The sequence below is a fragment of the uncultured Dokdonia sp. genome (assembly GCF_947492535.1).
Lineage (GTDB): Bacteria > Bacteroidota > Bacteroidia > Flavobacteriales > Flavobacteriaceae > Dokdonia.
In genome coordinates this window covers 495,124-510,738 of record NZ_CANLNH010000001.1, presented here as the reverse complement: position 1 = coordinate 510,738, position 15,615 = coordinate 495,124, and the positions used below count along the sequence as shown (strand labels likewise).

The following is a 15,615-nucleotide window of genomic DNA, read 5'->3' as shown; positions in this document are numbered from 1 at the left end:
CGCTTTCGCGAAAGCGTAATCAGCAAGCAAACCACTTTTCTACTTCTTCCTATTAATCACATAGTTTACCATAAGCTCTAGAGAGTCACGGTATTCAGACTCAGGATACCCATGTAAAATGGTTAAAGCTTCTTGTTGCAGAGCCTTCATTTTAGTAATTGCATATTCCAATCCTCCATGATCTTTTACAAACGTAATTACTTCTTTTACACGCTTTTTATTGGTATTGTGGTTTTTAATGCTATTGATAAGCCAGTTTTTTTCTTTAACAGATACTTTATTTAAAACATAAATAAGCGGTAGTGTCATTTTTTGTTCTTTTATATCAATGCCTGTAGGTTTTCCAATCTTATCATCTCCGTAATCAAAAAGATCATCTTTAATCTGAAAAGCCATACCTATAAGCTCCCCAAAGTGTCTCAACTTTTCTACTTCTTCTTTGGAAGCATGAACAGCACAAGCTCCAAGAGCACAACATGCAGCTATCAGTGTTGCTGTTTTCTGGCGTATAATTTCGTAATAGATCTCCTCCGTAATATCAAGCTTTCTAGCTTTTTCTATTTGGAGTAGTTCTCCTTCACTAATTTCTCGTACAGCCACCGAAATAATTTGTAGCAAATCAAAATCACCATTATCAATAGATAGTAATAATCCTTTTGAGAATAGAAAATCTCCTACTAAAACGGCAATTTTATTTTTCCATAATGCATTGAGAGAGAAAAAACCACGTCGTCTATTACTATCATCTACCACATCATCATGCACAAGGCTGGCAGTATGGATTAATTCTATTACAGAAGCTCCTCGGTAGGTACGGTCATTTACTTGCCCATTCCCCATCATCTTAGCAACAAGAAACACAAACATAGGTCGCATTTGCTTTCCTTTCCTATTTACAATATAATGTGTAATACGATTTAACAAGGCTACTTTTGAGCGCATTGAGAGAGCAAACTTTTCTTCAAAAAGTTCCATCTCATAGGATATAGGTTCTTTGATTTGCGCTACAACTTTCATAAAAACCAAAGATAAGGAAATGGCAGTTTTAAAACATCAATAAATAATACTTACAAATATGAAATAGATAAATACGCTTATACAATTACTATTTTCCAACAAGAGGATGTCTCTTATTTTTAAGCAATTATAACCTTAAAAACATTTATTATGAAAAAATTAGTTTTAATACTCACATGTGCTTTCGTTATCGTTTCTTGTGAAAGAGACGAACTTGATGATAGTCTTACTACGTCAAATAGCGTTGCAACAGTTAGTTCTTCTTGTAATTTAATTTTAGAAGATCCATTTACAAGTCCAGAAAGCACTTTTTTTGACACTACTTGTAATAATCCAGTATTTAATACTTGTTTTGGTGTTAGAATGGCGCGTTCTTTAAGAACAGAATTCAATAGAAGAAGAAGTCAATTAGGACAATTTGCTTTTAGAGAAATTTTAAATAGAGAAACTGTAAGCTCAGGAGAAGTCACTTTTTTCCCTATTTCTGATCTAGACGGAATTGATACGGGAATTGATATTTTTTCAGAAATGCCTGTAGATATCGCTAATATTTTATATAGAGAAACTGCTTGTGATATAGATGCTACATATGATGCATTACCAGGTTTTATCTCAACAAATCAAGCTTACTTTTTAAGAATAGATTATGTAGGGTTAGACTTTACTTTTGATGGACCGGAAACTGAAAACACAATATACACTGTTTATTATACTGTCGAAAAGATAACATACGGAAATTAAAAATAACTTTAGTATCAATAAGCAATAGAGATCTTATTTCTTTATTGCTTATTTGCTAATTGCCCACAAGCGGCATCAATATCTTTTCCTCTAGAACGCCTCACAGTTACAGTGACTCCATTTGCTTCTAGTGTATTCACATAATTATCTATTGCTTCTGGAGATGCCTGCTGAAACTGCCCATCATCTATAGGATTATATTCTATAAGATTTACTTTACTAGGAACGGCCTTACAAAATGACAATAAGGCTTGAATATCTACTTTGCGATCATTAATTCCATTCCAAACGACATATTCATAGGTAATACGCTTTTTCGTTTTTGCATACCAATATTGTAACGCTTCTTTTAACTCTTGTAAAGGCATTTGCTCATTAAAAGGCATAATCTCTGTACGCACATCATCCAATGCAGAGTGTAAAGAAACTGCAAGATTAAACTTTACATTTTCATCTGCCATCTTCTTAATGATCTTAGGAACTCCTGATGTAGATACAGTAATACGTTTAGGAGACATCCCTAATCCTTCTGGAGAGGTGATTTTATCTATAGCCTTTAGTACATTATTATAATTCATAAGAGGCTCTCCCATGCCCATGAAGACAATATTAGACAAAGGCCTATCATGATATAACTTACTCTGACGATCTATGACCATCACTTGATCTACGATTTCATCAGGATTTAAATTACGCATACGTTTTAAGCGGGCAGTAGCACAAAACTTACAATTCAAACTACATCCAACTTGGGAAGAGACACAGGCAGTTGTTCTTGTATTTGTTGGAATTAATACTGATTCTACGACCAATCCATCATGTAATTGCACTGCATTTTTAATAGTACCATCACTACTACGCTGCATTTGATCTACTCTGATATGATTGATTACAAAATAAGTATCTAAAAGTTCACGTGTAGCTTTTGATATATTGGTCATATCATCAAAGCTATGTGCCCCTTTTTGCCACAACCATTCGTATACTTGATTCCCTCGAAAGGCCTTATCTCCTTCTGAAACAAAAAAATCTCGAAGTTCTTCTTTAGATAATTTACGGATGTCTTTTTTCTGTGTAATCACGATGCAAATTTAGGGTTTTCACAAGGAATAGCAGGGTATAAAAAAACTCAAGTAGATTTACTTGAGTTTTTTTATATGAGATCTTTTTAAAGATTCTTGATTTCACAATAGATTTCCGTCTTCACGGAAATTAGATGATGAGCATAGCATCACCATAAGAATAAAATTTGTATCCTTCTTTGATAGCTTCATCATATGCTTTCTTCATTAAGTCATGTCCTGCAAATGCAGATACCATCATTAATAATGTAGATTTTGGTGTATGGAAGTTTGTAATCATACAGTTTGCTATACTAAAATCATAAGGAGGGAAAATAAATTTATTGGTCCATCCTTCAAATTCATTTAAGGTATTTGCACTAGACACAGCACTTTCAAGTGCTCTCATCACAGTAGTTCCCACTGCGCATATTCTACGTTTTTCTCCGATAGCTCTATTGATTGTATCTGTGGCTGGCTTACGGATATATGCTTCTTCACTGTCCATTTTATGCTTAGATAAATCTTCTACTTCTACTGGACTGAACGTTCCTAATCCTACATGCAATGTAACCTCAGCAAAATTAACTCCTTTAATCTCAAGACGTTTTAATAAGTGTCTTGAGAAATGCAGACCCGCTGTAGGCGCTGCTACTGCTCCTTCTTCTTTTGCGTAAATGGTTTGGTAACGCTCTTGATCTTCTGGCTCTACATCTCTTTTAATGTATTTAGGAAGTGGTGTCTCTCCTAAATCAGTAAGCTTTCTTCTGAACTCTTCATAAGAACCATCGTACAAGAAACGTAGTGTACGTCCTCTAGAAGTCGTATTATCTATTACTTCTGCCACAAGACTTTCATCATCCCCAAAGTATAACTTATTTCCAATTCTAATCTTACGTGCAGGATCTACTAAAACATCCCAAAGACGTGTTTCTGAATTTAATTCTCTAAGTAAGAAAACTTCTATACGAGCTCCCGTTTTTTCTTTATTTCCATAAAGACGTGCAGGAAATACTTTTGTATTATTCAAAACCATGACATCTTGTGGCTCAAAATAGTCAATCAAATCTTTGAACGTTTTATGTTCTATGGTTTGCTCTTTTCTATTAAGAACCATTAATTTTGATTCATCACGATTTTCAGCGGGACGTTCTGCAAGAAGTTCTTCTGGTAAGTTAAAGTTGAAATGCGATAATTTCATCCGTTGGCAATGTTTTTAGTTATGAATGGTATTTATTTGCTTTCGCGAAAGCGTATATAACAACACAATCGTTTTTACAAGATGGCAAATATACAATCTCGAGATAGGGGTTGTCAAGTAATTAACCAATTATCTCTTGTTTGAACCCTAAAGTTTTCAAATCTTCCCAAAAATCAGGGTATGATTTTGACACAACACCAGCATCTTCTATGCAAATAGGCACACATAGTCCAAGAGGTGCAAATGCCATAGCCATCCTATGATCATGGTAGGTAGCAATAGTACAATTTTCCTTTATAGCAGTATTTCTTTTTTTAAGATGGAGTGTTTTATCTGTCACCTCAATAGTTCCTCCTAATTTTGTAATTTCTGCTTTAAGTGCTTCTAATCGGTCAGTTTCTTTGATTTTAAGTGTATGCAAACCTGTCAAATCACATGCAATTCCCAAACCAAAACAACTTACAGCTATGGTTTGTGCTATATCAGGACTATTACTTAAATCTAGTGTTAGTGTTTCAGGAAGCTCTTTTCGGGTATCTACTGTTAATGTAAGTGTATGATTTTCAAAGTGAGAAATCACACCCAATTCTGTATAGATTTTTGCAAGAACAGCATCCCCTTGCAAGCTATCCTTTTTATAACTAGAAATCGTAATTTGTGTAGGGCTACTATCCTTGTATCTATGCATCAAAGCGACTAAACTATAATAATAAGAAGCACTACTCCAATCTGACTCTACAGTGATTGTTTTTTTAAATTCACCTAATGCTGCTGGTAAAATCTTAATTGATTGTCCTTCAAAGCTTGCTTTTATATCTAATTGATGTAAAAGTTGCAATGTCATATTGATGTATGGAACAGATGTTATTTTACCTTCCAATGTTATTGTTAATCCATCTGGTAATGTTGCTCCAATAAGCATTAATGCAGAGATATATTGACTACTTACATTAGCTTGCAAGGTTACTTCGCTCTTTGTCAAAGAAACTCCTTCAATACAAAGCGGCGGGTAGCCTTCATTTTTTTGATACGTTATCTGAGCACCCAGTGATCTCAAAGCATCTACAAGTATCCCAATAGGACGTTCTTGCATACGTGTACTTCCCGTCAATAGTGTTTTACGTCCTTTTTGAATAGCGAAGTAGGCAGTAAGAAAACGCATGGCAGTTCCTGCATGATGAATATCTATCACTTCAGAATCACTTTGTAACGCCTTTTGCATCAACATACCGTCGTCACTGTTAGAAAGGTTTTCTATGGCAAGTCCTTTAAAAAGGGCTTGTAATAATAACAAGCGATTGGTTTCACTTTTGGACCCTGTTATTTCAATAGCACCCGTAAGGTGTGTCTCTGTATTTTGTGTTTTAAGAAGCATACTCTATTCTATTTAAGCTTCTCGTTATTATGATGTCTATCATGATCACGTTTTGTTTTGATATCTAGTTTTTTATCAAAAGCTTCTTGTAAGTTGACACCTGTTTGATTTGCTAAACATAATACAACAAACATGACATCTGCTAGCTCTTCTCCAAGGTCTTTATCCTTATCACTTTCTTTCTCACTTTGTTCTCCATAACGTCTCGCTATAATACGAGCGACTTCTCCTACTTCTTCAGTAAGTTGTGCCATATTTGTAAGTTCATTGAAATAACGAACTCCATGATTTTTAATCCAATCATCTACGGCTTGTTGTGCATTTGATATATTCATGGTTATTTTTTTATCAAAACTACTTTTTCTTTTTCTTTAGCAACAATTTGTTCGTAGAAATTTTTGATTTCGTTATAAGCATCTGCTTTCACTAATGTGCTATTACTTTTAAAAGAACTCAGAACTTGTATGCTCTGACCATTTACTTGCTTAAACGCTATTTTATAAGACCCTAACCCACCTGAAAGCTTTAATTCTAAAGGTTCAGGCATACTATCTACTGTATATTCTTCAGGTAATTTATAGGTTATTATATTTTCAACAATCCTAGGATATCTAAAATCTATAGGAAGCTCTCTATAAAATGCTTTAAATGGATTCTCAGATTTCTCTAAAAATAGATGTGGAGAAAGATACATTTTATCATCTACAATCTTTGTATAGTTGGACGTTTCAAAACCATAAGAAATCATTGTTGGCTTTGATGAATTTTCCAATTCAAAAACGACATCATATACATTATTTTCACTTATGATTTCTTTCAGAATATCTTCTTGATAATCTTGTTCTTCTCCTTTAAGTATATTTCTAATATAGAGTGCTTCACTGTTTGAATATTTCTGGCGGCATTTGCCTGACATCTCTCCTTTTTTATTTACAGAAATAATAATAGAAGATTTATTATCTGAATGCTTTCTTGAAAACAATGGAATAGACAAAGACTCTCCATTTTCTTTTAAAAGCCTACCTTCCCAATTCATTACACGTTCTGGCAATAAACCTGGATATAAGTTTTTACCAGAAGCATCCATTAGAATCCACTCATTATTGTAATATACTGCTGCTATCGCATAATCAAAACCATCTACTGTTGGAAATATAGGAATGCCATTATCTTTAGTACTTGCCATTACTGGTGCTGCTTGTAATCCCATTCTTTTTAATAGGGAAACTAATAATGTATTAATCTCATATGCTGTCCCCTTTTTTTGATAATACGCTTTCTTTAAATCTTGTGATCTATACTTATTTACGCCTCGATCCCACGTCATTCTATCCTGTATATAGTCATAAGCAAAATTCATTCTATCTAAGGTTGCTACAGACTTTGCTTTTAAAGTATCACTTACACCATCTAAGAAACTAGCCCTATCAACTTGTCCAGTAACACGTGCTGGATTATTTAGATATTCTGCTACCTCATCCCAACTTTTAGCTCTTTTTTCTTTAATTCCTTTCTTAAATTCTACCGTTGCCAATTCATAAACAACAGCTATTCTATAATTTTCCATGTTATTTACAAAAGGCTCTTCTTTTAAGGCTGGAATATCCTGAAGGTGATACTCTGAAACAATATCATTATATTTTATCCTATTTGTGAGCGTTTTGCTAGTCCTCCCACCAAAAGGGTTTCTGAGTTCAAAACTGGCATTTTCTTGACGAAGTTTCACATAATCATTTGAGAGAATATCTCTATATCCTTTAATGAATTTATTATAATCAAAAAACTGTGGAGATTCTATGATAGCAAATGCATTTTTAACAGGAATATTTTCTTGAAAAATAACATCATCTATCTCATAATAAGAAGACTCTACAGTATATTTATATTCAATAATAGCTCCTTGTTTGACCGCTGGTATGGTTATGGTGACTTCATCTAAATTTTCATTAATTCTATTCTTTATAATACGCTCTTTAGGGGTTTTAATCTTAACTACTTCGTTGTCTTCAATAGTATAGGTATAGGCTTCTACCTTTTTTACAGCTTCTGATTCTCTTCCTTCATTAAACAATTGAATCTTCTTTGTACCATAGGAAAATCCAGAGATACTATTGATCTTTATGACCTCATGCACTGTTGTATACAAAAGCCAACCATCAAGATCATCACGATATTCAAAATGTGTTCTTCTATACTTATTCAAAAAAACAGCGGGTGCAGCTTTTTCCTCCTTACTTAAAGGAATTTCAAAATGTTCTTTATTGATTTTACCCAGTTTAAATTCTTGAGCATTTAAAGGGGTTACAAAAGAGAGTATTAATAAAAGAAGAACTGTGTATCTCATTTTTTGTTTTATGTTTTTGATAGCTTTCGCGAACCTGCCTCGTCGGCAGACAGGAGCGTAATTTTAAAAATAATCACATTTTCACTAAAACAATTTTTTCTGCTTCTTTCTCTAAAACCATTTTATAATATTGTTGTAAATCTTTATAGTACTCAGCTCCAATAATTGGTGTCTTCATCAGATTTTGATAGGTTACTATTATTTTTCCTGCATTTTGACTCACACCGTATCTAAATGATCCCATACCATTAGAAAGGTTAATAGACAGTGGATCTGGCAAAGACTCTACAGTATATCCCTCTGGAATAGTTATAGATACATTATACTTATCAGACCAAGGATATATAAAATCTATAGGATACGCTCTTTCTTCTGCTTTGAAATAATTTTCTTTTGTTGCTAAGTGTAAAAAAGGATTTATATATAATTTATCTCCAATTTCTTCAACAGCATCTTCTACTTCAAAATTATACTCTAATGTTAAAGGTTTACTGTAATTATCTATTTCTTTAAAAGAATGGTCAATCATTTCTAAAGATTCAAAATCTTCTTCCATTTTTTCAGACTGCTCATCTTCATTCAAGCTTATAAATTTAGTCCTTTGATTTCTAGCATAATGTCCTGTATATCTATTTTTTGAATTTCCTATTACCATAAGGTCTTCATCTATTTCTAAATTCATAAGACTTGTATGCACTGCAGGTTTAGGTGGAAGTAAATCTATTAATAATGAATTCCCATCTGATTGAATCATTCTTCCTTTCCAGTTTAAAAGATTCGACTTTAATATACTAGGAGACCCTGTTTTATCAACCCCATCAAGAAGGTATAAATTATTCTTTAAGATCGCGCCAGTGATGACATAATTAAATCCGCTTCTAGTAGGAAAGAAAGGAATTCCATTAGCTTTTGTACTTAATAGAATTGGATTTGCTTCTATCCCTGCATAATTAAGCATCGCGGCTAGCATCAAATTAATATCTGCCACATTACCTACGTTTTCTGAATACGCTTTTTTAACTCCAACATCTGCATATACACCATAATACTCATTCCAATTCATTTTTTCTTTTACATAATCATACACTTTTAGCATTTTCTCTTTAGGATCTGTAACACCTGACAGTAAATTATCTATGTCTTTTTTAAAGTATTTTGTTTGCAGAAGTTGCTTTCCAAAATTATCTGATTTGTATATTTTCTTAGCGACATCTTCCCAAGTGGTTGCATAATTACGTATTTGAGAATTTGGAAACTTTGTATACGATAATTCTAATTGTAATGCTGATAAATAATTATTGAGATTACCTGCAAAAGGCTCTTCTTTAAGTGCAGGTATATTCTCAAGATCTATAAGATATCCGTTTTCTGTAAACTCTACTTCTGTGGTACTCCTTTTTGTTGGTAATTCTCTAGCGGAAGTATTTGCTTCTTGTCCTGCTTTAGCTAAACTCTTATCCTCATATCGATACCTTATGGTACGAGATTTTTTTGTAGTCTCCAAACCTAAAGGAATAGCTCCTTTTCCGTGCGTTCTGTAAACTAGGTATTCTGGGGCATAAAATTTCATTTCAACTTTATCTACAGGAATATTTTCTTGAAAACGAAATTCATCTATCGTAGAATAAAAAGGAGAGGTAAACGTATATTTAAATTCAATGATACAGCCATCTTGTATGTCTGGCATGGTAAACTTTTTAACTTTTAGTGTTTTATTTCGTTCTTCTTCAAACACACCCTTATTTTGAAGTTTGCTTTCTTTTATGCTACCATCTACAAGGTTATACGTTACAGCTTTTATAGACGACACTGCCTCTTTAGCACTAGAAGTCTGATAAAGTCCAATTTGATGTGTTGCAAGATCATACCCTTCTTTATTGTATATTTTAATTCTCTCATGATACTCAGTAACCACCTCAAAACCATCATCTTGCGAATAATTAAATTTTGTATGCGTTTTTCTATATAAAACAGCGGCTCTAGCTTCCGGGTCAGATTTATGAGCAGTCTCTGCAAGTTCTTCCTTAGATACTTTTCCAAATTTATAATTCTGAGCAGTTACAGATTGTCCTAAAAAAATGAACCCTATAAGGATCAAGTAATGTTTAATCATCGTATTTATTTTATTTTATTTAATGCTATTTTTTGTCCGTCGTAACGAACTACCTTTCTTATAAAAGACCTAAAATCTTTATATTTATCTTTTGAGTATGTTCCCTCGTACATTGAGAACTTTCTGGAGTATTTTACAGTTGTTTCGTTTAGTATTTCATACGTAAGATTATAAGAGCCAAACTCACTATCTAACACTACATTTTCTAAAGTTTCTGGTAACTTATAGTTGTCTGGAATTATAACTTCTACCTGATCTTCATCTACAAAACCTCTTGAGATATGCACATCTAAATTCCGTTCTTTATATCTCTTCGGTGTTCTCGTATATCTATTAAGCGCATTTAATGAAAGTAACATTTCATCTCCTGCAAAAGAAGCATAATTCTCTGCAGAAAACACAACAGTCTCTTTCATAGACACATCTCTTCTATTATTTTCGATGGTGACTACATCTATCTTCAGGTTATTAATATGCTCCCAAAAACTATAATAATGCTTCTTCTGATCACTGTCTATTTTATCTCCAATTAAATACCTATCGTTATACTGTATTCCTTTAGATAACATATCTACTTGCGCCTCTAAGGTTCCTTCTGGAGTAATCTTACACTTTCCTGTCAATTGTTGTGTATTCTTAGTATAATCATACACATCTGTGTGGACTACTTTCCCTCCTTCTGGAGTAATAACTACGACGTCTCTATCATCTGTAAAGTTTCCTATAAATCCAAAAGGTATTTCTTGACTTGTACATTCTAACCATACATAATCATCTCCATTGGGAATACTTAGAATAGCATGATTTCCTTGCATTGAAACAAAATCTGGTTGGATATCTCTTTTATCATTTCCAGCATATAAAATGGTATAGTATGAAGGAATTTCTGCAACTTCCAATAATGATTTTGTATAATTTGTCAATGCCTTACAATCTCCATATCCTAAAGCATCTACTTCTGATGCTAACATAGGTTTCCAACCTCCTATTCCAATTTGAACACTGATATATCTTGTTTTTTCCTGCACATACTCATAAATCTTGCGTGCCTTTTCTATTTTATCGGTCTCGCCTTCTACTAATTTTAATATTTCATTTCTTGTTTCTTGAGATAGTTCTCTTGTTCCTTTTAAAAGAAATTCATCCATCCATTTTCCGTAACTACTCCAATCTGTTGCAGTACCGTCAACTCCAGAAAGATGGAATTTGTTTAAGGAAAAAATCATTTTAGGAACCATATTTTTAAAACCTAAACTATAGGATTCTGGCACAAAAGATTTATAATTCTCTACAGACACTTCTAGTTTCCCTGGAGATTCATCAATGACAATCTGATCAATAGGGTTTAAAAGTTTATACTTTAATTCTAGATCAGAGGTGTACGTTATGGTACAGTGACTCTTAAGGGTACTACTTTCATACGTACTATTAGGAAACCAAAAAGGAATAAATGCGGTATCATTACTCACCCAAGAAGTCGTAAAAGCGATGGTAAAAGGATATGATATAGGCGTATAATCTAAATACTTAACTCTAGAGTCTGAAAACAGTGTTCCTCCATCTACCGCGCTTGCATCTATAAAATCATTTTTCTTAAACTTTTTTATTTCATTCCCATTTTCGTCATATATAACGGCCTCTAGTGTTTTGATACGTGAATTTTTATCATAACTAGCATAGGCATCAATATCTGACATTCCTCTCTTACTAAATACTGTAATGACTCTGTATTTACTATATTCTAATGTACGTTGATCCGGAATATTAATAGTAATTTGCTCATCTCGAATAACGCTATCAGCATTTTCTCTAAGATCTTCTGGTATTGTAGAACTTGTAAAATCAAATGGATTTTGAGCAACAAGCACTATGGATTGCAGTAGTATGCAACACAAAAATAATAAACGCATTCCCCTTTTTTTGAGGGTAATATAAAGCTACTTATAGATATAGCAAAAAATTATTGTCTGTTTTTTGAATCAATTGTAATTGTGACAGGTCCGTCATTTAACAATCGTACTTTCATATCGGCTCCAAACTTTCCTGTGTATACTTCCTTGGTATGCTTTCGCGAAAGCGTACTCACAAAATCTTCATATAGCGGAACGGCAACTTCTGGTCGAGCGGCTTCTAAAAATGAAGGGCGGTTTCCTTTTTTTGTACTTGCATGTAACGTGAACTGACTGATGACTAAAAGATCTCCGTCTACGTCTTTAACCGAAAGATTCATAGCGCCATTGGCATCACTAAACACGCGTAAACCGATAATTTTATTGGTAAGCCAGTCTATATCTTCTTGCGTATCTTCATGAGTAATACCCAACAATATCAAGAATCCTTGTTCTATACTAGATTTTACTTGATCATCAATGGTTACGGATGCTTCAGAAACACGTTGTATAATTATTCTCATAAATTAGTTAATGAGGTGCATATTGATCTTTGCGGTATTGCTCTTCGTCTCCTTCCATAATTTGCACATAGCTTTTATAACGAGACCAGTGCAACTCATCATTATCTAAAGCTTCCTTAATAGCGCATTTAGGTTCTTCTAAATGAAGACAGTTATTAAATTTACATTCACTTTTTAAGGCAAAAAATTCTGGAAAATAGTTCCCAATTTCTTCGCGCTCCATATCCACAATTCCAAACCCCTTAATTCCTGGAGTATCAATTATTTTTGCATTAAAACTAAGGTCATACATCTCGGCAAACGTAGTTGTGTGCTGCCCTTGCATATGTTGCTCGCTAATCGCTTTTGTCTTAAGATTTAGATTTGGTTCTATTGCATTTACAAGGGTAGATTTACCAACGCCACTATGTCCCGTAAACATATTAACCTTCCCTTCCATCTGTTCTTTAACAGCATCTACATTGGTTTCTTTTAAAGCAGAAATCCCCATGCATTCATACCCTATTTCTCTATACATAGCAGCAAGAAATTTAATTTCAAGTAACTCATCTTCTGTGTAGGTATCTATTTTATTAAAAAGTAATATTGCTTTGATACCATAGGCTTCGGCCGTAATCAAAAATCGATCAATAAAAGCTGTAAATGTGGGTGGATTATTTAATGTAACCAATAAAAAGACCTGATCAACATTTGATGCAATGATATGTGTTTGTTTAGATAAGTTTACAGATTTTCGAATAATATAATTTTCTCTCTCTCGAATCGTCGTAATAACTCCTGTAGCTACATCACTTTTAGTATCAAGATCAAAATCTACAATATCCCCTACTGCTACTGGATTTGTACTTTTTATACCTTGAATTCTAAATTTACCCTTAATCCTGCATTCATACCAAGCTCCATCTTCCGTTTTTACGGTATACCAACTTCCGGTAGATTTATATACAATTCCTGTCATACTTATTAATTATAGCAAAAATAGTTACTTTTTACATACGAATTCATTTAATTTGCGATTGTAAAAACCATTTAATAACAATACATTATGAAAAAAATCTTACTAGTATTCGCTTTTATTTCTTTACTATCACTTGATATACAAGCACAGGAGTATGAAGTAAAAATTGTAACTTCTATAGAATCTATCGTACCTAACGGATTAGGTCGTAGTCGTATTATTTCTGCAAATGACACAAGAGATTATAAAGAGTTTACATCTACTCAAACCGAAGAAGACAAAGGACGTAACAAGTCAAAAAGAGACGAGATTAGAGTAAAAGGATTTGATGAAACAAAACTTTTAAACTTCTTTAACCTAGGTGGTATTCGTTTCCAAAACATCGCTTCTAATGACGCTCTTATTGAATCAAAAATTAACGATATGCTTGCGCAAGGATGGGATCTTGCTTTTGTAGCAAGTGCTGTAGAGAGTGAAGGTGGAAAAGGTGATGGAAAAGGTATTTTTATTACGAGATATATCTTTAAAAGACCTAAACAATAGATAAGCGTTTCATAAACGTACTTAAGTATAAAGCTTCCAATACTATTTTTATTGGGAGCTTTTTTATGTTGGAATTGTAAAATAAAAAGTTGACCCTTGATCTTTTTTAGACGTTAACCATATAGTTCCACCATGAGATTTTACAATTTTCTCACAATGCGCTAATCCTATTCCTGATCCCTTATACTCTTCTCTTGAATGTAGTCTTTGGAAAATTCCAAAAATACGATCTTGGTATTCTTTTGGAATTCCAATTCCGTTATCCTTTACAGAAAACTGCCAATATTTTTTAACCTCATCATCTATATTTTCTTCTAACTGTTTACAATCGATAAAGATATGTGGTTTAGTATCTGGCAATCTAAATTTAATCCCATTACTTATTAAATTCTGAAATAACAATCGCAACTCAATATCGTTTCCATGTACTACAGGAAGATTATGAGTTTCTATTAATACATCATTTTCTTCTATGACAACTTTTAAATCTGCTTGAAGTTCTTTTAGAATAACGCTACAATCTACCGCTTTAAAATTCAAATTACGACCAAGCCTAGAATACTGTAATAAAGCATCAATAAGTTTTTTCATTCTAACGCTTCCTTCTTTTATAAAGTTTAGAATTTCTTTTCCATCACTATCAAATTTTTCTTTGTATTCTATCTCTAATAGTTCTATAAAACTTGATACTGTATTAAGAGGCTCTTGTAAATCATGACTTGCTATATAGGCAAACTGTTCTAGTTCTTTATTTTTTGAAGCTAATTGTTCTGATTGCTCCTCTATAGCTGTGTGTTGTTTTTTTAATAGTTTATTGAGTCTTTTACTTTTCCTTCTACTTAAAAATATCCATAAACTAGCAGCTCCTAAGAAAAACAATAGTAGAATAAGGATTTGGTTTGCTCGTTTTTGATTAACAATCGTTTTTGTGTTTTTTTCTAAAATGGCTTCTTTCTCTACAATATCTGCATTTTGATACTCCAAAAACTGACGTTGCTGCTCTATTTGCTCATCACTTTGCTTAATTTTTTCTTCTTGAGTTTTTAGCTGTTCTATCTGTTTTTGTATACTCCGTTCTAATTTTTTTTCTAACGCTATTTTTTCTTGTAATGCTATATTTTTCAATTCACTATCTTCTGATAAATTTTGAATTGAATAGTCCTTTTCAAGAATGACCTCTTCTTTTGTTTCTATTTCTTTTTGCTGTGTAACAATAGCGTCTTGTTGATGTCCGATTTCTTCCTGTTGTTGTTCTATAATTTCTTTTTGCTGCTCATTTTCTTCAGTAACTGCAGAAAGTTTTTCCTCAGCATTTTTATAGAGTTCTTGCCATTTATCAATAGAGCTTATAGCATATTCTTCTAATGAAGAAGTCATCTTTAAATTTGCTCTGGAAATTAGTCTTTTATTAATCTCGTATTTGTACGTTCCTTCAGCTCTAATCATATTAATCATAGAAGCATTATAGCTATATCCTTCTGTAATTAATAAAATTCTTTTGCCTCTTATTTGTTTGAGAATAGACTCTACATTAAAGTTATACTTCTTATGAACATATATAATATGAAGATCGTCTATCTCACTTATTCTATTAATACGTCTTACTTGAATAGGTTTTCCGTATACAAACCTTTTTTGAGCCATTTGATTCACATTGACGATAGTTGGATCTGCTCCCATTACACCAATAGTAAATGCATCTTTTCTACTTTCTTCAGGCCAAATAACTTGTTGCGCAAAATTGAAAATAAAAATTGCACGCTGTTGCCGTTCTACCTCTTCATTTGATTTTTGAGAATACATTGTATTTATAACACAAAAAAACAAGAGATACCAGATCTGGCTTCTC

13 protein-coding genes are annotated in these 15,615 nt (G+C 32.9%); 2 read left to right on the top strand and 11 right to left on the bottom strand.

The genetic code is table 11. From position 1 onward, the window contains the following. Positions 1–39 precede the first annotated feature (39 nt). Entirely contained in the window at positions 40–1,017 is a 978-nt protein-coding gene (locus Q1A60_RS02330) for a polyprenyl synthetase family protein (protein WP_299763571.1), read from the bottom strand. Positions 1,018–1,167: 150 nt separating this feature from the next. Here Q1A60_RS02330 and Q1A60_RS02325 point away from each other — a divergent pair, with 150 nt between their 5' ends. After that, on the top strand, positions 1,168–1,758 hold the full coding sequence (locus tag Q1A60_RS02325; RefSeq protein ID WP_299763569.1) for a hypothetical protein: 591 nt from the start codon (positions 1,168–1,170) through the stop codon (positions 1,756–1,758). Between the two features lie 41 nt (positions 1,759–1,799). Here the strand turns inward: Q1A60_RS02325 and rlmN are convergent, their stop codons facing one another. From rlmN to rsgA, 9 genes are all read right to left on the bottom strand, one after another. Further along, complete coding sequence (rlmN, locus tag Q1A60_RS02320; RefSeq protein WP_299763567.1) at positions 1,800–2,840, bottom strand: 23S rRNA (adenine(2503)-C(2))-methyltransferase RlmN; 1,041 nt, start codon at positions 2,838–2,840, stop codon at positions 1,800–1,802. A 130-nt stretch (positions 2,841–2,970) separates the two neighbouring features. After that, positions 2,971–4,020 (bottom strand): tRNA preQ1(34) S-adenosylmethionine ribosyltransferase-isomerase QueA, encoded by a 1,050-nt coding sequence (gene queA / locus Q1A60_RS02315; protein WP_299763565.1) that lies wholly within the window; start codon positions 4,018–4,020, stop codon positions 2,971–2,973. Positions 4,021–4,141: 121 nt separating this feature from the next. Then, positions 4,142–5,395 (bottom strand): 3-phosphoshikimate 1-carboxyvinyltransferase, encoded by a 1,254-nt coding sequence (locus Q1A60_RS02310; protein ID WP_299763563.1) that lies wholly within the window; start codon positions 5,393–5,395, stop codon positions 4,142–4,144. 8 nt (positions 5,396–5,403) lie between these two features. After that, positions 5,404–5,730, bottom strand: a complete 327-nt coding sequence (locus Q1A60_RS02305; RefSeq protein ID WP_299685068.1) for a nucleotide pyrophosphohydrolase — start codon at positions 5,728–5,730, stop codon at positions 5,404–5,406. 2 nt (positions 5,731–5,732) lie between these two features. Continuing rightward, positions 5,733–7,739 (bottom strand): DUF3857 domain-containing protein, encoded by a 2,007-nt coding sequence (locus tag Q1A60_RS02300; protein WP_299763561.1) that lies wholly within the window; start codon positions 7,737–7,739, stop codon positions 5,733–5,735. Between the two features lie 73 nt (positions 7,740–7,812). Further along, positions 7,813–9,852 carry a DUF3857 domain-containing protein gene (locus Q1A60_RS02295; RefSeq protein ID WP_299763559.1) on the bottom strand — a complete coding sequence of 680 codons (2,040 nt, stop codon included), beginning with the start codon at positions 9,850–9,852 and terminating at the stop codon, positions 7,813–7,815. A 5-nt stretch (positions 9,853–9,857) separates the two neighbouring features. Next, the gene (locus Q1A60_RS02290; protein WP_299763557.1) at positions 9,858–11,762 is read right to left on the bottom strand and encodes a DUF3857 domain-containing transglutaminase family protein; all 1,905 of its coding nucleotides are present in this window, start codon (positions 11,760–11,762) and stop codon (positions 9,858–9,860) included. A 50-nt stretch (positions 11,763–11,812) separates the two neighbouring features. Further along, positions 11,813–12,265 (bottom strand): D-aminoacyl-tRNA deacylase, encoded by a 453-nt coding sequence (dtd, locus tag Q1A60_RS02285; RefSeq protein ID WP_299763555.1) that lies wholly within the window; start codon positions 12,263–12,265, stop codon positions 11,813–11,815. A gap of 7 nt (positions 12,266–12,272) precedes the next feature. Continuing rightward, positions 12,273–13,223, bottom strand: coding sequence for a ribosome small subunit-dependent GTPase A (rsgA, locus tag Q1A60_RS02280; RefSeq protein ID WP_299763553.1), 951 nt, complete (start codon positions 13,221–13,223; stop codon positions 12,273–12,275). Between the two features lie 87 nt (positions 13,224–13,310). Here rsgA and Q1A60_RS02275 point away from each other — a divergent pair, with 87 nt between their 5' ends. Beyond that, the gene (locus tag Q1A60_RS02275; RefSeq protein ID WP_299763552.1) at positions 13,311–13,766 is read left to right on the top strand and encodes a hypothetical protein; all 456 of its coding nucleotides are present in this window, start codon (positions 13,311–13,313) and stop codon (positions 13,764–13,766) included. A gap of 63 nt (positions 13,767–13,829) precedes the next feature. Here Q1A60_RS02275 and Q1A60_RS02270 read toward each other — a convergent pair whose 3' ends face one another. Then, on the bottom strand, positions 13,830–15,569 hold the full coding sequence (locus Q1A60_RS02270; RefSeq protein WP_299763551.1) for a YfiR/HmsC family protein: 1,740 nt from the start codon (positions 15,567–15,569) through the stop codon (positions 13,830–13,832). Positions 15,570–15,615: the final 46 nt, after the last annotated feature.